The sequence below is a fragment of the Vibrio sp. 1-2 (7-a) genome, from assembly GCF_013048515.1.
Taxonomy (GTDB): domain Bacteria; phylum Pseudomonadota; class Gammaproteobacteria; order Enterobacterales; family Vibrionaceae; genus Vibrio; species Vibrio diabolicus.
This window is the reverse complement of the sequence record NZ_VHSQ01000016.1, coordinates 35,920-58,396: the sequence shown is the minus strand read 5'-3', so window position 1 is coordinate 58,396 and position 22,477 is coordinate 35,920. Positions and strand designations below refer to the sequence as shown.

At 45.2% G+C, this 22,477-nt stretch carries 23 protein-coding genes; 17 read left to right on the top strand and 6 right to left on the bottom strand.

Going from position 1 to position 22,477, the window contains the following annotated elements:
* Nucleotides 1-20 precede the first annotated feature (20 nt).
* A complete protein-coding gene (arsJ, locus tag FKN08_RS22015; RefSeq protein ID WP_005393820.1) occupies nucleotides 21-1,238 on the top strand; it encodes an organoarsenical effux MFS transporter ArsJ in 1,218 nt (405 codons plus the stop codon).
* 275 nt (nucleotides 1,239-1,513) lie between these two features.
* Nucleotides 1,514-2,527: an acyltransferase family protein gene (locus tag FKN08_RS22010; RefSeq protein ID WP_005393819.1), complete on the top strand. Its 1,014-nt coding sequence runs from the start codon at nucleotides 1,514-1,516 to the stop codon at nucleotides 2,525-2,527.
* On the opposite strand, the gene FKN08_RS22005 is transcribed toward FKN08_RS22010, so the two are convergent.
* Nucleotides 2,524-2,853, bottom strand: a complete 330-nt coding sequence (locus FKN08_RS22005; RefSeq protein ID WP_012841295.1) for a DUF2500 domain-containing protein — start codon at nucleotides 2,851-2,853, stop codon at nucleotides 2,524-2,526. The two genes, FKN08_RS22010 and FKN08_RS22005, sit on opposite strands and share 4 nt — an antisense overlap.
* 328 nt (nucleotides 2,854-3,181) lie before the next feature.
* On the opposite strand from FKN08_RS22005, the gene FKN08_RS22000 reads away from it, so the two are divergent.
* From FKN08_RS22000 to FKN08_RS21985, 4 genes are all read left to right on the top strand, one after another.
* Nucleotides 3,182-3,550: a hypothetical protein gene (locus tag FKN08_RS22000; RefSeq protein WP_005393815.1), complete on the top strand. Its 369-nt coding sequence runs from the start codon at nucleotides 3,182-3,184 to the stop codon at nucleotides 3,548-3,550.
* 1,082 nt (nucleotides 3,551-4,632) lie between these two features.
* Nucleotides 4,633-5,253: a lysoplasmalogenase gene (locus FKN08_RS21995; RefSeq protein WP_170892862.1), complete on the top strand. Its 621-nt coding sequence runs from the start codon at nucleotides 4,633-4,635 to the stop codon at nucleotides 5,251-5,253.
* Nucleotides 5,254-5,322: 69 nt separating this feature from the next.
* On the top strand, nucleotides 5,323-5,544 hold the full coding sequence (locus FKN08_RS21990) for a YecH family metal-binding protein (RefSeq protein WP_053807604.1): 222 nt from the start codon (nucleotides 5,323-5,325) through the stop codon (nucleotides 5,542-5,544).
* A 107-nt stretch (nucleotides 5,545-5,651) separates the two neighbouring features.
* Nucleotides 5,652-6,236 (top strand): YhgN family NAAT transporter, encoded by a 585-nt coding sequence (locus FKN08_RS21985; RefSeq protein ID WP_005393807.1) that lies wholly within the window; start codon nucleotides 5,652-5,654, stop codon nucleotides 6,234-6,236.
* 57 nt (nucleotides 6,237-6,293) lie between these two features.
* Here FKN08_RS21985 and FKN08_RS21980 read toward each other — a convergent pair whose 3' ends face one another.
* Together FKN08_RS21980 and rsmD are read right to left on the bottom strand one after the other, a co-directional pair.
* Entirely contained in the window at nucleotides 6,294-6,560 is a 267-nt protein-coding gene (locus FKN08_RS21980; RefSeq protein ID WP_005378704.1) for a DUF1145 domain-containing protein, read from the bottom strand.
* 25 nt (nucleotides 6,561-6,585) lie between these two features.
* A complete protein-coding gene (gene rsmD / locus FKN08_RS21975; RefSeq protein WP_012841297.1) occupies nucleotides 6,586-7,185 on the bottom strand; it encodes a 16S rRNA (guanine(966)-N(2))-methyltransferase RsmD in 600 nt (199 codons plus the stop codon).
* Nucleotides 7,186-7,415: 230 nt separating this feature from the next.
* On the opposite strand from rsmD, the gene ftsY reads away from it, so the two are divergent.
* From ftsY to glpG, 6 genes are all read left to right on the top strand, one after another.
* Nucleotides 7,416-8,642: a signal recognition particle-docking protein FtsY gene (gene ftsY, locus FKN08_RS21970; RefSeq protein WP_170892861.1), complete on the top strand. Its 1,227-nt coding sequence runs from the start codon at nucleotides 7,416-7,418 to the stop codon at nucleotides 8,640-8,642.
* 22 nt (nucleotides 8,643-8,664) lie between these two features.
* On the top strand, nucleotides 8,665-9,339 hold the full coding sequence (gene ftsE, locus FKN08_RS21965; RefSeq protein WP_005393800.1) for a cell division ATP-binding protein FtsE: 675 nt from the start codon (nucleotides 8,665-8,667) through the stop codon (nucleotides 9,337-9,339).
* Nucleotides 9,329-10,297 (top strand): permease-like cell division protein FtsX, encoded by a 969-nt coding sequence (gene ftsX / locus FKN08_RS21960; protein WP_005393793.1) that lies wholly within the window; start codon nucleotides 9,329-9,331, stop codon nucleotides 10,295-10,297. Before ftsE ends, ftsX begins: the two co-directional genes overlap by 11 nt.
* 177 nt (nucleotides 10,298-10,474) lie before the next feature.
* The gene (gene rpoH, locus FKN08_RS21955; protein WP_005378693.1) at nucleotides 10,475-11,332 is read left to right on the top strand and encodes an RNA polymerase sigma factor RpoH; all 858 of its coding nucleotides are present in this window, start codon (nucleotides 10,475-10,477) and stop codon (nucleotides 11,330-11,332) included.
* Nucleotides 11,333-11,825: 493 nt separating this feature from the next.
* Nucleotides 11,826-12,146, top strand: a complete 321-nt coding sequence (glpE, locus tag FKN08_RS21950) for a thiosulfate sulfurtransferase GlpE (protein ID WP_005378691.1) — start codon at nucleotides 11,826-11,828, stop codon at nucleotides 12,144-12,146.
* On the top strand, nucleotides 12,146-12,988 hold the full coding sequence (gene glpG, locus FKN08_RS21945) for a rhomboid family intramembrane serine protease GlpG (protein WP_005393785.1): 843 nt from the start codon (nucleotides 12,146-12,148) through the stop codon (nucleotides 12,986-12,988). Before glpE ends, glpG begins: the two co-directional genes overlap by 1 nt.
* 58 nt (nucleotides 12,989-13,046) lie before the next feature.
* Here glpG and FKN08_RS21940 read toward each other — a convergent pair whose 3' ends face one another.
* Nucleotides 13,047-13,457, bottom strand: coding sequence for a flagellar basal body-associated protein FliL (locus FKN08_RS21940; RefSeq protein WP_046874381.1), 411 nt, complete (start codon nucleotides 13,455-13,457; stop codon nucleotides 13,047-13,049).
* Nucleotides 13,458-13,618: 161 nt separating this feature from the next.
* Here FKN08_RS21940 and FKN08_RS21935 point away from each other — a divergent pair, with 161 nt between their 5' ends.
* Together FKN08_RS21935 and ubiA are read left to right on the top strand one after the other, a co-directional pair.
* Nucleotides 13,619-14,158, top strand: a complete 540-nt coding sequence (locus FKN08_RS21935; protein ID WP_080955994.1) for a chorismate lyase — start codon at nucleotides 13,619-13,621, stop codon at nucleotides 14,156-14,158.
* Complete coding sequence (gene ubiA, locus FKN08_RS21930) at nucleotides 14,159-15,013, top strand: 4-hydroxybenzoate octaprenyltransferase (RefSeq protein ID WP_005393780.1); 855 nt, start codon at nucleotides 14,159-14,161, stop codon at nucleotides 15,011-15,013. It begins immediately after the preceding gene.
* A gap of 67 nt (nucleotides 15,014-15,080) precedes the next feature.
* Here ubiA and plsB read toward each other — a convergent pair whose 3' ends face one another.
* Nucleotides 15,081-17,507, bottom strand: coding sequence for a glycerol-3-phosphate 1-O-acyltransferase PlsB (gene plsB / locus FKN08_RS21925; protein WP_047010238.1), 2,427 nt, complete (start codon nucleotides 17,505-17,507; stop codon nucleotides 15,081-15,083).
* Nucleotides 17,508-17,875: 368 nt separating this feature from the next.
* On the opposite strand from plsB, the gene lexA reads away from it, so the two are divergent.
* The 3 genes from lexA (at nucleotide 17,876) to dinF (ending at nucleotide 20,893) form a co-directional block, all read left to right on the top strand.
* The gene (gene lexA / locus FKN08_RS21920) at nucleotides 17,876-18,499 is read left to right on the top strand and encodes a transcriptional repressor LexA (protein WP_005393778.1); all 624 of its coding nucleotides are present in this window, start codon (nucleotides 17,876-17,878) and stop codon (nucleotides 18,497-18,499) included.
* Between the two features lie 194 nt (nucleotides 18,500-18,693).
* Entirely contained in the window at nucleotides 18,694-19,488 is a 795-nt protein-coding gene (locus tag FKN08_RS21915; RefSeq protein WP_005393777.1) for a class I SAM-dependent methyltransferase, read from the top strand.
* 55 nt (nucleotides 19,489-19,543) lie between these two features.
* The gene (gene dinF, locus FKN08_RS21910) at nucleotides 19,544-20,893 is read left to right on the top strand and encodes an MATE family efflux transporter DinF (RefSeq protein ID WP_170892860.1); all 1,350 of its coding nucleotides are present in this window, start codon (nucleotides 19,544-19,546) and stop codon (nucleotides 20,891-20,893) included.
* Nucleotides 20,894-20,950: 57 nt separating this feature from the next.
* Here dinF and sthA read toward each other — a convergent pair whose 3' ends face one another.
* Entirely contained in the window at nucleotides 20,951-22,381 is a 1,431-nt protein-coding gene (sthA, locus tag FKN08_RS21905; RefSeq protein WP_005389689.1) for a Si-specific NAD(P)(+) transhydrogenase, read from the bottom strand.
* Nucleotides 22,382-22,477 lie beyond the last annotated feature (96 nt).

Genomic DNA, 22,477 nt, shown 5'->3' with positions numbered 1-22,477 from the left:
GCTGTACATAAGAGGTCAATATGATTTCTCAATTGAGCAAAAGTATTCGTCAGTACATGTTAGTGACGTTTAACTATTGGAACTTTACCGTGACCGACGGAGCGCTGCGTATGCTGGTGGTGCTCTATTTTCACGACTTGGGTTATTCCACGTTAGCTATTGCCTCACTGTTCCTTTTCTATGAATTTTTTGGTGTGGTGACCAATTTGATTGGTGGTTGGTTGGGCGCAAGGTTAGGCCTGAACAAAACCATGAATATTGGTTTAGCGATGCAAGTGTTTGCGTTGTTGATGCTGGCAGTACCCAACGCATGGCTGACGATTCCTTGGGTGATGGCGGCGCAAGCTTTGTCGGGGATTGCCAAAGACCTCAACAAGATGAGTGCTAAGAGTGCGATTAAAACGCTAGTGCCAGACGAGCAGCAAGGCGCGCTTTACAAATGGGTGGCCATTTTGACGGGCTCGAAGAACGCGCTCAAAGGAGCGGGTTTCTTTGTCGGTGGCTTGTTGTTGTCTTGGGTGGGTTTCCAAAACTCGATGTTTATTATGGCGAGTGTGCTTGCATTGGTGTTTGTTTGCAGCATGATCTGGCTAGAAGCTGACATGGGTAAAGCAAAGAGCAAACCTAAGTTTCGCCAAATTTTCTCCAAATCCGAATCTATAAATATTTTATCTGCGGCACGTATGTTCTTGTTTGGGGCACGTGATGTGTGGTTTGTGGTCGCTCTGCCTATTTATCTCGGCAGCGTGTTTGGTTGGGATCACTTGTGGGTCGGTGGCTTTTTAGCCGCATGGGTCATTGCTTATGGGTTTGTGCAAGGCTTTGCGCCGCGTATTACTGGTAAAGCGCAAGGTCGCGTGCCTGATGGTAGTGCAGCATTAGTATGGGCAGGAATTCTTGCGTTAATTACGGGCGGTATTGCTTATGGTGTGCAAATCGGTTGGCAGCCTGAGTTGGTGATTGTTGTGGGGTTAATGATTTTTGGCGCTGTGTTTGCCATTAACTCTTCACTTCATTCGTATCTGATTGTGAGCTATGCCAAAGGCGATGGTGTGTCTCTCGATGTTGGCTTCTATTACATGGCTAATGCGATGGGACGTTTGATTGGCACGGTATTATCGGGTTGGATCTACCAAGAGGCTGGTCTTGCGGCGTGCTTATGGGTCTCCTTTGCTTTCTTGGCGCTGACGACGTTGATTTCGATTAAGTTGCCAAAAGCTAACGTTGCTACTGCGTAACTATTCCCAGTATTGCTATCTGTAGATGGTATAAATGGCTCCAAATCGGAGCCATTTTTGTTTCTTATGCGCCGTTGATGTAATCAAACTGTGTGGGTTTGGCATCGAGAGTGAATGCTGATGTTTGGTTCTCGTTAATTGATTAGAGTGGTGATGAAATCCCCGTTGTAGGTCATTGTTGCGTTAAAAATAAGCAAAAACAGATTGTTAACCATTTCACTGGCTGAGATTTACCCTATGCTATAAACGATAAGCGACTCAAAGTAGGGAAAGGTATGAGAGAAAGGGTTCTGTTTTTTGATTTATTGCGCTGCTTTGCTGCGGTGGCAGTGATCGCCATTCACGTCTTGGCCCCTTATCGAAATGAGTTAGGAGTGATCCCGTTTGACCAATGGTTGACGGCGGTAGGCGTTAATAGCGTTACCCGCTGGGCGGTGCCAGTTTTCATTCTGATCACCGGAGCGTTGATGCTCAGTGACACTCGACCATTTGACGGTAAGTATTATATCAAAAGGCGTTTAGGCAAAGTCTTAGTCCCATTTCTTATTTGGTCGATGTTTTATGCATACCTCTCTGGCTGGACGGCTCAAGGGTTTGACTTTGAAACCGTAAAAGAGGTATTGAGCAATAGCCCATTCCACGCGACGTATTACCACCTAGGGTTCTTCTATTACTTTATACCGCTGTATTTTGTGATTCCGTTGTTCCAATGGATGGTACGCAACGTTGATGACAATGTGTTGTATACCTATCTCGCATTTTGGCTTTTCACCAGCACGCTGTTTTTGTTCAAGATTGATGGTCCGTGGAGTAACCAAATGTGGCTCTACATGGGTTACCTTCCTCTGGGTTATGTTCTATTTCAAAAAGTGCCTTTGAACCGCTCTATGGTGACCTTATTTACAGGTTTTGGCCTCGTCGCGTTGGCTGTGACATTTACTATGGTCGTGACGAACAGTTTAGAGGCGGAGAAGTACACGGTTGGACGCTGGCTTTCTTACAAAACACTGAATGTCATTCTAGCGGCTTCGATGATTTTCATGATCGGTCGTTACTTTGGGGAAGGCTTGTCACCAAAAGTACAAAAAGTGGTGAGTGTGATCAGTCAGCACAGCTTGGGGATTTACTTACTTCACCCAATTTTCTTATGGCCGATGAAAGCGTTTGGTTGGTACACCGGACATCCCGCATGGGTGATTCCAGTCTGGATCATTATCAGTGGAGCTGGAGCCTTGGCGATGAGCTATCTCTTTTCTCGCTCTGCCAAGACTCGTTGGTTACTGCCTTAACGTTTGATGGCGAAGTGAAGGAATTTGTTACCACGATAGGTTAGCGTTCCTTTATCTCCAGGGTTGAGTGCATGGTAGTAGTGCACTCCAATTTGGAACTCTCGTTTAGGGCCAATAGAACCGCGTTGGACATAAATCCAATATTCTTGGTCGTCTTGGCCTGGTGGTGCATCTGGGACGTCGATAGCTTGCTTATCTAAAATAGTTACCTGTGCACTTTGTTCTGGAGCGTCTTCGCCCACATAGTGCTTGCTATAGAAACGAAAAAATACCCATGCGCCCAAAGCAATAAGGGCGAACAGGGCGACAATAAGTGAGATTGGCATGTTAACCTCCGATGTTTCATTGAGCTCTATTCTACAGAACTCATTGATGAAACGATGAGTTGAGATAACTTATTCATAATCTAATGAAAGGGACATGAATTTTATTCGGCGCACTTCACGGTTTACCTCAATGGGGGTGCGATGAAATCGTTGCTTCATCTGCAAGCTACGTCACTAAAGCTGAACTAAGCAGCTTTCACTTGTCTGGCTATATGCGCTCAAGGGCACAAATTGAAAGTAAAATTGCACTTAACGGCTCGAAAAAGCTCTAAATTTATAGAAGAATAAAAATAACGAACACGGGAAGGGTCTGGTAAGGAGGGTTACGATGTCAGATATTGAAAAAGTAGTCATGCGTACCCGAACGATCGAAAAACTTTTGCGTACTCAGTACCATGCAGAAGGGAAAGGGTTACACCAACTTATTAATAGTTGTGAAGAACGTTTACCACATGACGTGATAGCGAAGCTTCGTTTTATCGCTACTGTGCGTAATAAAGTGGTTCACGAAGACGATTATAAGCTGGATGATCGGAAAGGCTTTATGGCGGCATGTGACGCTTGTGAAAAAGAGCTAACGCCAAGAAGCTCTCGTTTTATTTGGCGTGCAGCAATTTTGCTAATGACGTTGATTACGCTCGCCGCTCTTGGTTTCTACTATATGCATTGGGATATCTTGTCCAAACACATACAGTAGAAAAACACAGATAAATAAAAAAGGACGCATTTGCGTCCTTTTTTATTTTTAATCAGTAGGTTAGTACATCATTGGCAGTGTCATTAAACCCACAACCACTGCAATCATTACCAGCCCTTGTTTTTGAGAAGATGAAATCATAACACTACCCCTTAATCTTTGATGAACTCGATGAATTTAATATAGCACTGTTTTTGGGGTTTGATCAACATATGCTCGATAATCTTTTCAAAAAATACACTTAACTTGTCTTTTTTTACGTGTTTTTGACTAATGAAACTGTGTTTTTTGTGTTGTATTTAAAATGCTCGTATTGTGTGATTGTTGTTCGTATTTTGTTTAAGTGTATGATTTTAAAGTGTCAATCTTGGTTTGTTGTTGGCTTGGAAATTGTTTTTTGTTTCGGTTGGTATGTTGATTGCCGATTTTGTCTGTGTTTCTCAAAAATTGAGAAAATAAAAAGATGTGCTATGGAGGTGCATCATTGAGTTGAGGTGTGGAAGGGGAATTTTCTTATCTAATGAGAAAATATGGGCTTAAAAAGTGTTTAGTGATTTGATGGTTTATGAAGTCGGTATTTTCGATGGTTATTGAGAATGTGGCTTTATTTATCATTAGCTTACGTTCGTTATTTGATGTTTTTGTTATTGAGTTAAGTTTGATTTTTCATGTTGTTCTAATCTGTTCATCGGTGGTTTCTACTATCTTAGCTCGCTACCAAGACGATTTTCTGTTTTGTGTCTGTTATTTATTCTTGTTGCCTGTGATGTATACAGTCTGATGGTTTAGTCATCAGTTTTTGACGTGATGGGTTACCAAGGCCATTGGGCTGCTTTTTAGTTAAATGGCCTGACTAAGCGCGGGTTATTGTGCCGTGTGATTTGATGAACTTGGCTCATGGGATAGGGCTCTGCCCCATATTTATGGCTGTCATTAAGGCTCATCGACTTAATTGTTGTGCAGACTGAGGGTTACAAAATGTTTCGAATCGCTAGCGAGATCCAACTTTCGCAGATTGTGTCTTTACATCAAAACTGGTCTACCTAGACTAGCGGCGAGTTTAAGTAAAAGGTGTATACGGCATGTGGAGTTGGCTGGCGATAGGGCTATCAGGTGTGTATTCCGTGTTGGGAGTAAAACAAGCTAACCCGACACAATCCCTCGTGTTTAAAATCTTTACTCTGCTACTTCTTCTTGTGTTGGTGTTAACTCAAGGTGCATCCGCAACATATACCTACTGGATTGCGGGTGGGCTTATTGTGTCTATGGTGGCAGATACGCTGCACTCGTTTAAAACTCGCAAGCTAATTTACTTTGCTGCGTACTTACTTGCTCAGGTGTGCTATAGCAAGTCATTTTGGGTGCAGCTTAATGGTGAGATTGTCTGGTGGCTGTTGGCCCTACTGCTCGCAGCGAGTATCGTGGCGTTCTTTTTGTTGCTACCTCAACTCGACTCTCTGGTGTTTCCTGTTGTGATCATGGGGATGATGTTGGTTCAGCTTGCTTGGGCGGCGGGTGAAGTTTGGTTGCAGGCCCCGAGCTATGCCAATGCTATCGGTTTCAGCGGAACCCTAGTTTTGATCTATTCGGCGTTGGCGTATGCGATACACGGTTACCGAAAACCGATGAAACACGCCTATTTGTGGGTAAGTGGTAGCTACTTCTTTGCCCACGCCCTCATTGTTGCCTCTATCATTTACTAATTTAAGTCAAAGCAGCTCCCGAAGATTTCAGTAAACTGGACGTATTGTTCTTGATGACTGGAGTAAATAATGAGTGAAATCCATGCCCACGAGCTGCTAAACCTACTTCGAGAAACGCCAATGGATCGCGAAGCGCTGGCACAGCACTTTGGCAACACCGTTCGCTTTCACACCTGTAAACTGAATGATCTAGACTTAGATACATTGCTAGCATTTTTGCTCAAGCGCGACAAAATCCGTGAGCTTGAAGGTAAGTTTGTGGTCAATATGGCGCGTGTCTGCAATCACTAAGCGGCGGCTATGATACGAGGGTGAATATGCTGTTTTCGCCCTCAGCCATATACTCACGTTGTCAGTTTGCTATACACTGGCCGCCATTTTTTAGGTGAGGCCAGAATATGGACATTCTTTCTGCAGCGACCATGCTGTTTCTAATCATGGACCCTCTCGGTAATTTGCCGATTGTGTTGTCTATTCTCAAGCACATCGATCCTAAGCGTCGCCGTAAGGTATTGATTCGTGAACTACTGTTTGCCTTACTAATCTTGATGTTGTTTCTGTTTGCAGGACAAAGCATCTTAAGTTTTTTGCATGTCCAGCCAGAAACGCTCAGCATTTCAGGTGGCATTATTCTCTTCATTATCGCGATTAAGATGATTTTTCCGAGTGCTGGTAGCATTACTGGACTGGCGGCAGGCGAGGAGCCCTTTATTGTTCCGATGGCCATTCCTATGATCGCGGGCCCTTCAGTGATTGCAGCATTGCTTTTGCTATCTTCACAGCATCCAGAAAAAATGTTGGAAATGTCCGCGTCAGTTGTGATTGCCTGGGGCGCAACATTTTTTATTCTAATGTTTTATGGCTTCTTTAATCGTTTGTTGGGCGAGCGTGGTCTAAAAGCGGTAGAGCGTTTAATGGGCTTGTTGCTGGTGATGATCTCCACTCAAATGTTTTTGGATGGTGTTAAGAGTTATCTTGGGTGACGGAATAAACGCAATAAAAAAGCCGCTCTTAAGAGCGGCTTTTTAGTATTTGGGCGATTACATCATGTGTTTACGACGAATATCGAGCAGGGCAAAAATACCAAAGATCAGGATGGAATATTTTTCCCAACTGCTCATTTTAATTTTGTCGCCAAATGCGCCAATGAAGATGGCCATTTGTAAACCGTGCATGATGAACAAAAAAGCGGTCATGATGTACAGCGCAATCGCGGCATTACCGGGAAACGGCATAAAGATATTGAGGATCAATACTAACCAAACAAAGGCGATAGCCGCTTTGGCCAGCATAATTAGTGCTTTCATTTAAGTATCCTTTTAAATCGAGGCGTTATGCGGAGGTACGTTCATACAGACGATAGCTCACTTGGCCTGCTGTTTTTTCTCGATGTAATTGCCAGTTTTCTGGTAAGTCGGCAATATTGAGTTCTTTTTCTGTTTCAATATAAATCATCGCATCTTCCGCGAGCCAGCCATTTTGTTCTAGCAGAGCCACGGTCTCATCCAATAGACCTTTGCGAAACGGTGGGTCAATAAACACCACATGGTGCGCAGTACCCGGCTGTTTTAAAAAGCTCAGTGCGTCGGTATTCACTACTTGGATGTTGTTCGCGTTAAGAGATGCCACGTTCTTCTGTAATTGCTGGAAAGCTTGTGGGTTCAGCTCAACCATGGTCACTTGCTCTGCTTGGCGCGAAGCCGACTCAAAGCCTAAGCCGCCGGAGCCGGCAAACAAGTCGAGACATTTTGCTTGCGGCACATCTTGAGCCAGCCAGTTAAATAGCGTTTCTTTGACGCGATCGGTCGTTGGGCGTAAGCCTTCAGCATCGTGTACAGGAAGTTTTCTGCCTCTCCATAAGCCACTAATAATGCGAACAAAGCCCGTTGTTGGCTTTTTTTGTGATGAGTTTTGCTGGCGACGTCTTACCATAGATTTTTTGACCGCTAATAAAGTGATACTATATCTAATCGCCCAAGCCGTGAGCTTGGAGCTTGGATACAGCCCAGAATATTCAAGATGACAGAGTGTAACACTAATAAGATTAGAATTACCTAATCGGAAAGTTTTCACAACTTTGTCATTAGCCTTTTTTAGACAGATAATAATCTTGTCAAAAAAGAGTCATTAATAGATAAAAGAACAATCTAGGATAGCCCCAGATGACGGAAAAAAAGAAGCGCGGATTACTTTCGTGGCTAGGTTTTGGTGACGAAGAACAAAGCCCAAAACCAAAAACTGAAGAAACAGTAAAAGAAGAAGCAGTGGAAGCGCCTTCTGAAGAGCAGCAAACCGACGCGGCTGCTGAGCAAGCGGAAGCAACGCCAGAACTTGAAGAAGAATCGAAAAAAGCGGAGGCTGCCCCAGCAGAAGCAGAAGCAGAAGCAGAAGCAGAAGCAGAAGCAGAAGCAGAAGAGCCAGAAGTCGTATCGGCCGCGCCTCGTGTTCAAGAACAAGAAAAGCCAACAGAAAGCTTTTTTGCTCGTCTTAAACGTAGCCTAAGCCGAACAAAAGCAAATATTGGTGCTGGCTTCTTCGGTCTATTCAGCGGTAAGAAAATCGATGAGGACTTATTTGAAGAGCTAGAAGAGCAACTGCTTATTGCTGATGTGGGCATGAATACCACAACAAAAATCATCAACAACCTGACAGAAAAAGCCACACGTGGCGATCTAAAAGACGGCGAAGCCCTTTATGGTTTGTTGAAAGAAGAAATGGCTGAGATTCTTTCTAAAGTCGAGCAGCCACTAGAAATCGATAGCAACAAAACGCCTTACGTTATCTTAATGGTGGGTGTAAATGGCGTGGGTAAAACCACGACCATCGGTAAGCTTGCCAAGCAGTTCCAAACTCAAGGTAAAAAAGTGATGCTTGCAGCGGGCGATACTTTCCGTGCCGCAGCGGTTGAGCAGCTACAAGTGTGGGGTGAACGTAATAATGTTCCTGTGATTGCTCAACATACTGGCGCAGACAGTGCTTCTGTTATCTATGATGCGATTGAAGCGGCAAAAGCACGTGGTGTGGATGTTGTGATTGCTGATACAGCGGGTCGTCTACAGAACAAAGCGAACCTAATGGAAGAGCTGCGTAAGATTGTACGTGTGATGAAGAAAATTGATGACTCAGCACCACACGAGATCATGCTGACGCTAGACGCAGGTACAGGGCAAAATGCCATCAGCCAAGCGAAACTTTTCAGTGATGTTGCCCCTCTAACCGGGATTACCTTGACTAAGCTGGATGGTACAGCGAAAGGCGGCGTAATTTTCGCTATTGCCGATCAGTTTGGTATTCCAATTCGTTACATTGGTGTGGGTGAAGGTATCGAAGACTTGCGTCCATTTGAAACTCAAGAGTTTATTGACGCACTGTTTAGTCGTGAAGAATAAAAAGAGTTAGAGGAAATCAACGGTGATCAAATTTCAGCAAGTGAGCAAAGCTTACCGAGGTGGTCGACAAGCACTGCAAAAAGTCGATTTTCACCTGAGGCGCGGTGAAATGGCGTTTTTAGGCGGGCATTCCGGGGCTGGTAAAAGTACCTTGCTGAAATTGATCTGCGCGATAGAGCGTCCAACCGATGGAAAAATCCATTTTAATGGTCACGATATCACGCGCATTCCAAGCAAAGACATCCCTTTTTTGCGCCGCAATATTGGGATTGTTTTTCAAGATCATCGTCTACTGATGGATCGCAGCGTATACGACAATGTCGCTCTGCCGATGCGCATCGAATCGATTTCTGAAAACGAAATCAAACGCCGCGTTTCTGCGGCGTTAGATAAAACAGGCTTGCTTGATAAGGCTCGTTGCCTGCCGAGCCAACTCTCTGGTGGTGAGCAACAACGCGTCGGTATTGCCCGTGCCGTAGTCAATCGACCAACGTTGCTGGTGGCTGATGAGCCGACAGGTAACCTCGATCCCGAACTATCCAATCGTGTATTGCGGTTGTTCGAAGAGTTTAATCGTGCGGGCGTGACCATCTTACTCGCCACGCACGATGTGGGGTTAGTAAACACTCGCCCACAGTATCGTCATTTTGAATTAAACCAAGGCTTCCTAAGTGAGGTAGAAGACTATGGCAGGTAACAAGCACTCCCAAAAGAAGGGGAAAGGCCGCAGTGCCAAGCGTGCAAATACCGATGGTTTTTTCTCTGTCCACGCAAAACAAGCAAAATCCTCTTTTAGCGCCTTATGGCAACGACCTTTAGGTAATATCCTGACCCTAGCCGTGATTTCAATGGCACTTGCTATGCCGGCTTGTTTGTATCTACTGGGCAAAAACGTCGCGGGTGCCGCGGAAGATGTGGCATCTCCCTCGCAAGTTAGTGCTTACTTAGTAGAAGGCATGCCGGATGCACGTGTGATGGTTCTCAAAGATCAAATTGAAACTTGGCCTTTGGTAAAAGAGGTGGAATATATTTCACCGCAACAAGGTCTATCTGATTTAAGCCAATATGCAGGATTCGATCAGGCTATCAGCCTTTTAAGTGGCTATGCGCTACCCGGTGTGTTGGTGATTACGCCAGCCTCGGAGCTAAAGAGTGATATTCAGTCATTAGCCAAAGACGTTCGAGAGCAACAAGATGTGACCGACGTGAGACTTGACGAAGACTGGCTGGCGCGTCTTGATGCGATCAAAACTCTCGCGAGTATTATTGTCATTACTCTGACAGTGTTGATGCTCGGTGCGGTATTTTTAATCGTTGGCAACACGTTGCGATTTAATGTGCTGGCGAATAAAGAAGAGATTCAAACCATGAAACTGATCGGTGCGACGGACAGTTTTATTCTGCGTCCTTATTTGTACACGGGGATGTGGTTTGGCGTATTAGGTGCCACCATCGCGTGGTTGGTAACGGCTTTAGTGACCATTGTTATGAATAGTGCGGTGGAAGATCTTGCTGCGTTGTACGACAGCCAGTTTCGCCTGATTGGTTTAAGCTGGGATGAATCTTTGCTATTAATCATCATTGGTAGTCTTTTGGGATGCATTGCGGCGCGCTTTTCTGCGCAACGACATTTGAAAGAAATTGAACCAGTTTAAGTGATGAAGGTCTTACTACTTGGATTTTATTAGCACTAGCTAATCTGGATCCCTTGTTTAGACCGAATGTTTATGGATAATTGCTTCCCCTTCTTGAAACTTGTTCATTTTGAGTTCAAGATATCGAAGCTAAATTTGCAATGTAATGCTCCAGATCAGAGATTGATGAGGAATTGAATGACAAAAGAAGCGTATCCGATGGCTCTAGTCACGCAAGATAGCCTTGATAGCTATATTCGCTCAGTAAACAGCTACCCAATGCTGACTGCAGACGAAGAGCGTGAGCTGGCAGAACGATTACACTACAAAGGTGAGATTGAGGCTGCAAAAGGTCTAATTCTTTCGCACCTACGATTCGTTGTTCACGTTGCTCGTGGTTACTCTGGCTACGGTTTGCCAATGGCGGACCTTGTGCAAGAGGGTAACATCGGTCTAATGAAAGCCGTTAAGCGTTTTAACCCAGAAGTAGGGGTTCGCTTGGTGTCTTTTGCTGTCCACTGGATCAAAGCAGAGATCCACGAATACGTGCTACGTAACTGGCGTATCGTGAAAATTGCGACCACTAAAGCGCAACGTAAGTTGTTCTTCAATTTGCGTAAGTCGAAAAAGCGCTTGGGTTGGTTTAACAACGGTGAAGTCGAAACCGTTGCGCGTGAGTTAGGTGTTGAGCCTTCTGAAGTTCGCGAGATGGAATCACGCTTAGCGGCGGTGGATTCAACCTTTGATATGCCAACTGATGAAGACGACAGCTCAAACGCTTACACAGCGCCGATGCTGTACCTAGAAGACAAATCGTCTGATGTGGCTGACAACATCGAAGCTGCAAACTGGGAAATGCACACCAACAACCGCTTGGGTCATGCATTAGCGAGTTTGGATGAGCGTAGTCAGCGCATCGTGCGTTCTCGTTGGTTAGATGATGAGAAAGCAACATTGCAAGACTTAGCTGATGAGTTCGGTGTTTCTGCCGAGCGTATTCGCCAGCTAGAAAAAAACGCAATGAAGAAACTAAAATTGGCCGTGGGTGAATTTTAATTTCCACTGCTAATTGAAAGTAAGATTTTCATAGAAAGCCGAGATCATGTGATCTCGGCTTTTTTATTGTCGATCGAAAATCGATAGCGTTTGCGATCCGGATTTTATGTGCTACCTGTGTATAACTCTGTGAAGTAATTATTTATCAACTGTTCGAAACCCGGACAAAATAAGGGATTCAAGCACTTTTCCATCTGGGGATAGTTATAGATATACACACAGTTAGATCAGGATCATCACTACATATTGTGGATCAAAAGATCCAAATATACTTTATCAACGCAATTCACAGCTTTATCCACAAATGGTTGGAATGTGTACACTTTTTAAAACCCTGATTATCCATGTGTCTAAGTTTGCCGTTGGATAGGTTACAATAGCGGCAGTATACCCAAGCGGCTTCAAATATAGATTTTATGCTGTACCTCGGGTGCTGATTAGTACGTTAGGTTCGAGGTTGCTTGGGTATATTAATAAGACAATGAGAAAGTAAATGGATCAGTTTAAGCATATCGATGTACAAGGTGCGCAAGCGCTGCTCGAGCAGGGTGATGCGAAGCTTGTAGATATCCGTGACCCTCAATCGTTTGCCGTTGCGCATGCGGAGTCCGCGTATCACTTAACCAACGATACGATCGTTGCGTTTATGGATGAAGTGGAGTTCGAACAACCCATTCTGGTGATGTGTTACCACGGCATTAGTAGCCAAGGTGCCGCACAATATTTAGTTAACCAAGGCTTTGAACAGGTGTACAGTGTGGATGGTGGCTTTGAAGCCTGGCACCGAGCAGAACTACCGATAGTGAGAAGTTAATGAAGAGATTGGTAACGTTAAATAATCCACGTATGGCGCAAGCCTTTATTGATTATATGGCCTCTCGCCAAATTGACATCGAAATGATGCCAGAAGGAGACGGGCAATTTGCGCTGTGGCTGACTGATAGCCAGCATGAAATAGAAGCGGAAGCGGAACTTAAGCAGTTCCTCGCTAACCCATCTGATTCAAAATACAGCGCCGCCTCGTGGGACGTTGCCGATACTCGCAAGAGCACCTTTCATTATTCTAGCCCGAGTATCATGAGCATGGTCAAAGCAAAAGCAGGCCCAATGACTTTGCTGATCATGACGGTGTGTACCATCATCTACTTGTTACAAATGTTTGGCTTTGGCAATGGCGTGTTTAAGTTGTTGCACTTCCCGGCTTTTGAGGGGCAACAATGGCAAGTGTGGCGATGGCTAAGTCATGCGTTACTGCACTTTTCAGTGACTCACATCGTGTTCAACTTACTATGGTGGTGGCAGTTGGGGGGCGACATCGAACGTCGTCTCGGTTCCGGTAAGCTATTGCAACTCTTTGTAGTATCAGCAGCGCTTTCTGGGGCTGGCCAATTCTATGTTGAAGGGGCAAACTTCGGTGGCTTGTCTGGCGTGGTCTATGCACTGCTTGGCTATTTGTGGATATTGGGTTACCGCTTGCCACATTTAGGCCTTACGCTACCCAAGCCAATCATCGTTTTTATGTTGGTATGGTTAGTTCTTGGTTTTGTGCAGCCGTTCATGGCGATTGCAAACACCGCTCACTTAGTGGGTTTACTATCGGGGATGGCGATTGCGCTGTTTGATTCAGGCAAGATGAAGTACCAACAGCAAGCCTAAATCTGAAATGAAAAGACCGCTCAAGAGCGGTCTTTTTTATGTTCAAAACGATTTGGGTTTATTGGTAAAGGTATTTTGTAAACAACAAATCGGCAATGATGGTTTTACCTGTTTCGGGCAAAAGTGTTTCGTTGAGGGTCGTCACTAAGGTTTTGCGCAGATCTTCTCGGCCAGAAAGGGACTTAATAGTATCTTCTGTTTGCTTACCCAGTAATTCAATTACTGCATCGCGAATCAAAGGTTGGTGATGCTCAACAATCGATAAATCTTGTTGGCTCATTACCATGATATCGATGCGCACTTGCACATAACCTAACTTTTTGCCTTTGGTGTAAAAGTTAGTAGTGAGATCAGGCTCAAGGGTAAAGTATGCCAACTTAGGTCCAGCTTCTTCCGTTTCAGCCCAACTTGGTGCGGCGAACAGTATGGTTAACGCAAAAATAATTTGGGCTATATAACGTTTGTACATATTTCTAACTTTTCTTTCTCTGGATCGCGATATTCGAATCGCTTCAGTCTTGATACAATGGGCCGTCTATAACAAATAACGGAACTTACGGTTACATACATTACTATGGACGGTAAGTTGTTGCTTTATTGTACGCATAAAGCCTCCAATTGAATACTAGTATGAATCAGCCAACATCACTCTATCTTGCTTCTTTATTGGAAGTAGAGTGGCAAAACCCCGACGAATTCGAATTTCCAAATGAATTTGCCAAGCACTGGCTTGAAGAGCAAGGGTCTTTGTCACGTCGTTTAAAGCAACACTGCCAAGCATTAACGGTAGAATTGCTACAAAATCAGATCGTCACTGCGGCGACGTTAAAACAGGACGAAAGCCAGTTATTGTCCGAACAAGATTGCTTACTGCGAGAGGTAATTTTGTGTGGTGACAATGATAACTGGGTTATCGGACGGACATTGATTCCTCGCTCAACCTTAGTTGATCAGCAGTATGATTTGGCTCAACAAGGGGATATCCCATTAGGACTAACAGTGTTCAGCGCAGACAACGTTGAGCGAGATTCTTTGCAAATGGGATGGGTAGCCGTACCAGAAGGACGTTTGTTAGCGCGACGCTCAAGGTTGTGGATGAACCACAAACCGATGCTGGTCGCCGAGTTATTCTTATCTAATTCACCAGTTTACGCTAAGGAGACAGTGTAAATGTCCGCAGAAAAAGCCAAAGCATATTGGCAACTGATGCGCATGGATCGCCCGATTGGTTCACTGTTACTGATGTGGCCAACGATTTGGGCGCTGATTATCTCAGCCCAAGGGATGCCGAGTTGGGATGTATTTATCGTGTTTGTATTGGGTGTATTCCTAATGCGTAGCGCGGGGTGCGTGATTAATGATTTTGCTGACCGCAAAGTCGACGGCCATGTAAAACGTACCAAACAACGCCCACTGCCATCAGGGAAAGTGACAGCAAAAGAAGCGATTGGATTATTTTTGGTTTTGGGTATCAGCTCATTCTTGTTAGTGCTGACCATGAACCCGTTGACGATTCAGCTATCCTTCGCTGGCATCGTGTTGGCGTTCATCTATCCATTTATGAAGCGTTATACTCATATTCCACAACTCTTTTTAGGCTTAGCTTTTAGCTGGGCAATTCCAATGGCGTGGGCTGCACAAACCGGGGAGCTACCACTGATAGTTTGGTTTGTGTTTCTGATTAACGCTTTATGGACCATTGCTTATGATACTCAGTATGCGATGGTCGATCGCGATGATGATTTAAAGATTGGCATTAAATCGACGGCAATTTTGTTTGGTCGTCATGACAAACTCATCATTGGGGTATTGCAACTGATTACGCTCGCGATGTTGGTTTGGTTAGGGCAGTTCTACCAATTGGGACAAAGTTACTACTGGACCCTTTTGATTGCAGCGTCGTTGTTTGTTTATCAGCAGCACTTAATTCGTCACCGTGAGCGGGAGTTGTGCTTTAAGGCTTTCCTCAACAACAACTATGTTGGCATGGTGATAGCGATAGGGTTATTGGTCGCATTTTGGTAAGCGAAGAAATAGAAAAAAGGCATCCGATTGGATGCCTTTTTTCTTATTTTGGAAGAAGGTAAAACGGTTACGACTGAAGTTGATGAATACTCTCTTCGATCGTCAGTTTCACTTCTGGATAAAGCAGAGTGAACAGTAGTCGTGCAAATTGCTGCGTTTTCTTTGTGTCACAGTTACCATCGTTATCGAGGTATTTTTGCTGTTTGAGCGTATTGAACATAGCAGTAAACACACCTTTATCGAAGAATTCTGGCGCATTAATACCGTGTAAGCGTCCTAAACGTTGAGCAATATCTTGGCTCTTCTGTTCTAGGTCCGATTTACCGAGCTCAGGGTAAGCAACAAGCAAGTTCATCGCGATAGAGTAGCGCTGCAGTGTTTCCGTGATTGTACGACCTAACAGAACCAAAGGCTGGTTGTTCGACTGATTGATCTCCAGCTTATCACCATCGAGGCTAATCATTTTCTGATCGGCAAACTCATGCAGTGTTTTAACGACCAATTCATCCAACTCGTCTTCTTGATAGCTTAAGAACAACTCTTTCTTCAAGAATGGGTAGATTTGCGCCACATTCGCTTGAATCTTTTCTACCGAAAGGTTGCGCTGACGAATGATCATCTGAGCAATTAATGATGGCAGAGCAAACAAGTGGATGATGTTGTTGCGGTAGTAGGTCATCAGGATCGATTGGCTACGATCCAGCGAAATGATGTCACCCATGCTATCGGTTTCAATCACGAACTTATCAAGTGAAATCGCATGATCGACCAACTCCTCGGCACTTTCGGTAGGGATAGTGGAGGTGCTTGAGTACGGGTTGTTTTTGAGTAGCTTTAAGTAACACTCAATCTGGTTGATCAGCGAGTCACGAGAAAGTGCACGTTGACGAGAAGCAAGCAGTGCGGTTGCACACAAGGTCAACGCGTTTGCCGCCGCCGCATCATTGATGTGCGTCATCATCTTATTAGCAAGGTCGTTCACCACAGGATTCATCCACTGTGGTTTGTTACCACCCATGCTGTCGATGTCTTTCGTCCACTCAGGAGCATGCTCGTTCAAGTATTGGTTGAGCTGAATTGGTTCACCGAAGTTCACATAGCCCAAACCAAAGTTACGCAGTTTACGCAGAGTACGTAGTACAAGCCCTGCGTTTTCTTTCTCTTTGCGTTTGCCACGTAGCTCTTTCGCGTAAGTGCCCACTTCCATTACGTGCTCGTAACCGATGTAGACCGGCACTAGTGTTACTGGGCGGTTTAGACCACGTAGCATTGCTTGGATGGTCATAGCCAGCATACCCGTTTTCGCTTGCAGTAATCGACCTGTACGTGAACGGCCACCCTCACTGAAATACTCGACTGAATAGCCTTTGGCAAACAGCTCGGCTAGATACTCACGGAAAATGGTTGAGTACAGCTTGTTGCCTTTAAAACTACGACGAATAAAGAATGCCCCACCGCGACGGAAAAGAGGACCGGCCGGGAAGAAGTTCAGGTTAATGCCTGCCGCAATGTGCGGAGGAACCATGCCTTCATGGTATAAAACATAAGACAATAGTAGGTAGTCCATGTGACTACGGTGACACGGAACGTACACAATTTCGTGGCCGTCTTGCGCTAAACGACGCACAGTCGAGGCGTTATTGATGTGCAACCCTTGGTATAGCTTTGTCCATAGCCAACTCAGGATGCGGTCGCCGTTTTTCACTAGACCGTAGGAGAAGTCGGCGGCGATTTCATCCATGATGTCGTGGGCTTCTTTACGTGCCTTATCAATCGAGATATTTTTGCTCTTGGCTTCGTCAGCGATCGCCAGTTCAATAGCTGGAGATTTTAATAAACGAGCAAACAACACTTGGCGTTGTGGCAGGTTTGGGCCTGAAGCCGCAAGTTTTTGGCGAGAGAAGTGGATACGCGCCACGCGAGCCAATTTGTGCGCAATTGCGCTGTCGGTACCGTGAGAGTCTGCCATATAACGCAGAGATACCACGGGACTAAAGCGAACCAAGCAGTCGCGTCCTGCTGCCATTACCGCTTTCGCCTTTTGCGGGCCATTCATTGGCTGAAGGTAAGGCTTTTGGTTTTCTTCTTTACCTGGTTTACGACCCCAAAGCACGGTTGCAGGGATCATTTGAACATCCAATTCACTGTCCAGTTTATGCAGTTCCAGCAAGTCTGTGAACAGAGAGACAGAGTCGGTTGGGACATCATTATCGTTGTTCATCACAGTTGGACGCGCAGCGATAAAGACGAAACGGTTCAGCGTTTTGCCATTGATTTCCAGCGGACTGAGCGGGTCGGGTAGACCAAGGCTCATGGCTTGTTTTTGCAGTGTCAGCAAATCCACGTTCGAGCGGAACGGTAGGGCATATACAATCGGCTTAGCGAGGTCGATATTCAGATCTTCAATCGGGTTCGACGGGATTGTGGTGCCCTTTACCAGTACCGATAAAGGTAGTTTTAGTAATGAACGTGAAAATGATTGTCCAGAAGACATAAAGTTCACAGCCTCAATAGGTATTCAAACAGGCCTAACCTTATTTCAGTGTCCGCTTTGCATGTCTTCTATAGAAAAAGAAATGAGTACGGCAAAAGAAATAAGCCTAGGCGATAAAATTTAAGCGCAGCAAGGATACCAGAAACTGGTCAAACCTTTTAATTTTATTGGCTGTAAATTAGTCGAACTCCTAAGTTGTTGCTTTACTTTGATTAACTGAAAAGGCGGTGTTTTAAACGCATGAATAATGAACTTAGTCAGCAAACGAAGTGCACTCCACAAATAAATTAAAAAACAACCAATTGGGTTTTCATTTGAGCATTTACTGGATATACTCACAGTTAACTGTATAAAAAGACAGGTGAGACATGAAGCCGTTAACGCCACGCCAACAACAAGTCTTCGATTTGATCAAAAGTAAAATCGATGACACCGGAATGCCACCAACTCGTGCAGAGATTGCGCGTGAGCTTGGCTTCCGCTCTGCGAATGCCGCAGAGGAACACCTAAAAGCGCTTGCTCGTAAGCAAGCAATTGAAATTATTCCAGGTGCATCGCGTGGGATTCGTATCCTACTTGATGACTCTGCCGCTAATGACGAACAGGGCTTGCCTTTGATTGGTCAAGTTGCTGCGGGTGAGCCCATATTGGCTCAGGAACACGTAGAAGCGCACTACCAAGTCGACCCTGCGATGTTCAAGCCGCAAGCGGATTTCTTACTTCGTGTAAATGGCGAAAGTATGAAAGACATCGGGATTATGGATGGCGATTTGCTCGCTGTGCATAAAACCCAAGACGTGAGAGACGGTCAAGTTGTCGTTGCGCGCGTTGATGATGATGTGACAGTAAAGCGTTTAGAGCGCAAAGGCTCAACCATATTACTGCATGCTGAGAATGAAGAGTTTGCCCCAATCCAAGTGGACTTAACGTCTCAGCATCTTACGATTGAAGGCTTAGCCGTTGGTATTATTCGTAATACCGATTGGATGTAAGTGTATTTAAGCAGCCCAGTTCATCTGGGCTGTTTTGTCTTTTCTCTTCTTTTCTCTTTTTCTACTTCCTCCAAAAGCTTGCTTATCATCTTGACCTTGTTTGTTTTGAGCAATTTATAAGCTTGATAATGTAATTGATATTCATTATCATCTATTTCAATGTCTATGTTTTCTCTCTGGCGCAGGAAATGCCCATGTCTCAGTCTAAACATCAAGTTCCTAACCATTTATTAAAGCCACTGTTATTGCGTAGCCGTGAAAGCATGGTCGACAATGGCTTGGTGTACGATCCGATTGCTGCTAAAGCGTGTTTGAGCTGTAAGATGGCGCCGGATTGTTTGAGTGGTGATATTGCGCAGAAGCAATTGCTGCACGTGACGCTGACCCAGCTTTGTGACCAGCAGGTTAGTCACTTCTTACAGCAGTATCCCGATGCTTGGATTATCAATGTCGGAGCTGGGCTGGATACCCGCTTTTATCGTTTGGATAATGGACGCTGCCATTGGATAGAGCTGGATGTGACGGAAAATTTGGTATGGCGTCAGCGCTTGTTCCACAAAAATGAACGTTATGAACATCGCTGTGGCAGTGTGGATGAAATGTCGTGGCTAGAGACGTTAGCCATTCCAGAGCAAGCACCAGTACTCATTTTATGTGAAATGGCACTGCTCGATTGCACAGAGCGTCAAGTCGCGAAATTTATTCAAACCTTGGGTCGACATTTTGTCTCTGCTGAACTGTGTATGGTGCTGGCAGGAGATTTAACGGAAACCAAGTGGGGACAAAAGCTTGGCTCTGATCGCTATGCACATGGCTTTGAAGCGCCCGCAGAACAGATATTGCAATGGTTACCATGGGCACAGTGGGTGAAAGCTTTTTCGCCATTCGATCGATTCTGTTCTCGTTGGAAAGCTTGGCAGCGTTGGCTTAATAAGATTCCAATGTTGAAGCATCGCCTCACGCCAGTCCTCGTTCACATCAAGTGGTAATTGGCTAGTCGTTAAGCGCTCAGGTACACTCGTCGATCTTACTGATGAGGTGCCTGTGACAAATTCAATCTTCTCTCCTTTATCTAACCCAAAAGTTCATCGCCAAGTCTTAGCTTTAGCGATACCTATGGTGCTGTCGAATATTACTGTTCCATTGCTCGGTTTGGTCGATGCTGCGGTGATTGGTCATCTAGACCACGCTTGGTATTTGGGCGGTGTTGCGTTGGGCAGCACCATGATTAGCGTGACGTTTTGGCTGCTTGGTTTTTTGCGTATGTCGACTACTGGGTTGGCGGCGCAGTCCTATGGCGGTGAAGACCGAAAGCAACTTGCCTTGGTGTTTATGCAAGGCTCACTCATGGCGCTACTGTTTGCGTTAGTCTTTCTTATTGCCCATAACCCGATTGCTGATTTGATCTTTGGTTGGAGTGACGCCAGTGCTGAAGTGAAGCACTACGGCATGCAATATTTCTCTATCCGAGTGTGGAGTGCCCCCGCTGCGCTAATGAACTTTGTGTTGTTGGGGTGGCTGCTCGGAACGCAAAATTCCAAAGCACCAATGTGGATGGTGATCATCACTAACGTGACTAATATTGCCCTCGATTTGTTGTTTGTGATTGGTTTGGAGTGGAAAGTAGAAGGCGCTGCGCTGGCATCGGTGATTGCTGACTACTCAGGCATGGGTTTTGGTCTCATGTGTGTCTGGAAAACCTGGCGAGAGAGGCAATTACCATCACCTCAAAAGTTGCTAGCCAGCACTCAACACGGTTTAGGGCGATTCGTGAAATTGAATCGCGATATTTTCTTACGCTCTTTGTGTCTGCAAGCGGCTTTTAGCTTTATGACGTTCCAAGGCGCGAGCTTTGGTGATGAGGTTGTCGCTGCAAATGCGGTTCTGATGAGCTTCCTGATGATTATCTCGTATGGCATGGACGGCTTTGCTTATGCAATGGAGGCCATGGTCGGGAAGGCGATTGGTGCCAAAGATAGGCAACAATTGAGTGCATCGCTTGTCGGCACTTTCTTTTGGAGTTTGGTTATTTGCTTAGGACTGACCGCGCTCTTTGGTTTGGCGGGATCGCAGTTGATCGCCATGATCACTTCAATTGAGGCGGTACAACAGCAAGCAGCTGTGTATCTACCTTGGCTGGTGGTGATGCCACTTGCGTCGATGTGGTGCTTTCTATTGGATGGCATTTTTGTCGGTGCAACCAAAGGCAAAGACATGCGCAATAGTATGTTTGTCGCGACCAGCAGTTTCTTCGTTGTCTTTTACTTATTCGCCGAGTGGGAAAATCACGCGCTGTGGTTTGCAATGACGAGCTTTATGTTGATGCGGGGTATTGGTTTAGGGGTTATCTTTCTCTACCAATGGCACAAGGATACCTTCCTCGCACAATGTTGATATAAAAACAGCAGGTCCAAGCCTGCTGTTTTTCTGTCTGCTATCAAGAAGCATAGATTAGAACAAGCGGTTCAAACCATTCAATGCAGCGACACGATACGCTTCGGCCATTGTTGGATAGTTGAAGGTGGTATTGACGAAATACTCGATGGTATTCGCTGAGCCTTTTTGCTCCATAATAGCTTGACCGATGTGGATAATTTCCGCGGCACGTTCGCCAAAGCAGTGAATCCCTAAAATTTCTTTGGTTTCACGATGGAACAATATCTTCAAGCTGCCGATGTCTTTCCCTGCGATCTGTGCACGAGCTAGATGCTTGAACGAAGAGCGTCCTACTTCATACGGTACTTTCGCAGCTGTTAGCTCTTGCTCGGTTTTACCCACAGAGCTAATCTCAGGGATGGTGTAGATACCCGTTGGAATATCATCAATCAGATAGTTTTCTGCCTGACCTTTCGTAATGGCTTGTGCGACAAATCGCCCTTGGTCATAAGCGGCGCTTGCAAGGCTAGGGTAACCGATGACATCGCCTACAGCATAAATGTGTTCAATATCGGTTTGGTAGTTACGGTTTACTTTTAGTTGTCCGCGAGAGTCCGCTTCCAGACCCACTGCACCTAAATTCAACTTATCGGTGTTACCTGTTCGACCATTTGCATACAACAAGCAGTCCGCCTTCATCTTCTTGCCAGATTGTAGGTGAATAATCACGCCATCTTCTGTGCCTTCGATTTTTTCATAGGTTTCATCATTACGAATTACCACACCGCTGTTCCAGAAGTGGTAAGACAGTGCATCTGACACTTCGTTATCCAAAAACTCCAACAAGCGGTCGCGGGTATTGATAAGGTCTGTCTTCACTCCAAGTCCGCGGAAGATAGAAGCGTATTCACAACCGATAACGCCCGCACCGTAAATGATGATATGGCGAGGATCGTGCTTCAGGCTCAAAATGGAATCACTGTCGTAGATGCGCTCATGCAAGAAATCTACGTCGTTAGGCTGATACGGACGAGAACCCGTCGCGATGACAAACTTATCCGCAGAATAGATTTCTTCTGTACCATCGCTTTGCATCACTGCAATAGAGTAGTTATCGATAAATCGTGCGGTCCCGAACAAAAGTGTGCATGAGTTACGGTCATAAAAGCCCTGACGAAGTCGAGTTTGCTTATCAATGACCGATTTAGCATGACCTAAAATGTCAGAAAATGTTGCATGAACGCTGGTGTTGTTTCGACAAAATAGCGGGTTGCTATTAAATTCGATGATGCGGCTAACGGCATGACGCAGAGCTTTTGATGGAATGGTACCCCAGTGAGTACAACCGCCGCCGACACTGCTTTCTTTCTCGACAATGGCAACATTCAGTCCCGCTTTGGTTAATCCCATTGCAGCCCCTTCTCCGCCAGGGCCACTACCGATTACGATCACGTCATAGTGATTAACATGCGCCATGATGCCTTCCTTGTTATATTTGCTTAACATTGCTTTAGCGCGATTTTAACTCATTTACTCTATTGGTACACGTAATGCCTGTTAGAGAGTGGAAGTGATCACGCAGAATCGACCAAAAGGATGATT

Excerpts from the sequence above, each read along its gene's own strand:
- FKN08_RS21935 (WP_080955994.1), top strand. The coding sequence starts at position 13,619 with ATGAATCAGCCAACATCACTCTATCTTGCTTCTTTATTGGAAGTAGAG.
- glpE (WP_005378691.1), top strand. The coding sequence starts at position 11,826 with ATGGATCAGTTTAAGCATATCGATGTACAAGGTGCGCAAGCGCTGCTC.
- FKN08_RS21990 (WP_053807604.1), top strand. The coding sequence starts at position 5,323 with ATGAGTGAAATCCATGCCCACGAGCTGCTAAACCTACTTCGAGAAACG.
- lexA (WP_005393778.1), top strand. The coding sequence starts at position 17,876 with ATGAAGCCGTTAACGCCACGCCAACAACAAGTCTTCGATTTGATCAAA.
- plsB (WP_047010238.1), bottom strand. The coding sequence starts at position 17,507 with ATGTCTTCTGGACAATCATTTTCACGTTCATTACTAAAACTACCTTTA.
- FKN08_RS21985 (WP_005393807.1), top strand. The coding sequence starts at position 5,652 with ATGGACATTCTTTCTGCAGCGACCATGCTGTTTCTAATCATGGACCCT.
- FKN08_RS22010 (WP_005393819.1), top strand. The coding sequence starts at position 1,514 with ATGAGAGAAAGGGTTCTGTTTTTTGATTTATTGCGCTGCTTTGCTGCG.
- rsmD (WP_012841297.1), bottom strand. The coding sequence starts at position 7,185 with ATGGTAAGACGTCGCCAGCAAAACTCATCACAAAAAAAGCCAACAACG.
- ftsX (WP_005393793.1), top strand. The coding sequence starts at position 9,329 with ATGGCAGGTAACAAGCACTCCCAAAAGAAGGGGAAAGGCCGCAGTGCC.
- FKN08_RS22005 (WP_012841295.1), bottom strand. The coding sequence starts at position 2,853 with ATGCCAATCTCACTTATTGTCGCCCTGTTCGCCCTTATTGCTTTGGGC.
- rpoH (WP_005378693.1), top strand. The coding sequence starts at position 10,475 with ATGACAAAAGAAGCGTATCCGATGGCTCTAGTCACGCAAGATAGCCTT.
- glpG (WP_005393785.1), top strand. The coding sequence starts at position 12,146 with ATGAAGAGATTGGTAACGTTAAATAATCCACGTATGGCGCAAGCCTTT.
- FKN08_RS21995 (WP_170892862.1), top strand. The coding sequence starts at position 4,633 with ATGTGGAGTTGGCTGGCGATAGGGCTATCAGGTGTGTATTCCGTGTTG.
- ftsY (WP_170892861.1), top strand. The coding sequence starts at position 7,416 with ATGACGGAAAAAAAGAAGCGCGGATTACTTTCGTGGCTAGGTTTTGGT.
- ubiA (WP_005393780.1), top strand. The coding sequence starts at position 14,159 with ATGTCCGCAGAAAAAGCCAAAGCATATTGGCAACTGATGCGCATGGAT.
- FKN08_RS21940 (WP_046874381.1), bottom strand. The coding sequence starts at position 13,457 with ATGTACAAACGTTATATAGCCCAAATTATTTTTGCGTTAACCATACTG.
- sthA (WP_005389689.1), bottom strand. The coding sequence starts at position 22,381 with ATGTTAAGCAAATATAACAAGGAAGGCATCATGGCGCATGTTAATCAC.
- FKN08_RS22000 (WP_005393815.1), top strand. The coding sequence starts at position 3,182 with ATGTCAGATATTGAAAAAGTAGTCATGCGTACCCGAACGATCGAAAAA.
- FKN08_RS21980 (WP_005378704.1), bottom strand. The coding sequence starts at position 6,560 with ATGAAAGCACTAATTATGCTGGCCAAAGCGGCTATCGCCTTTGTTTGG.
- FKN08_RS21915 (WP_005393777.1), top strand. The coding sequence starts at position 18,694 with ATGTCTCAGTCTAAACATCAAGTTCCTAACCATTTATTAAAGCCACTG.
- arsJ (WP_005393820.1), top strand. The coding sequence starts at position 21 with ATGATTTCTCAATTGAGCAAAAGTATTCGTCAGTACATGTTAGTGACG.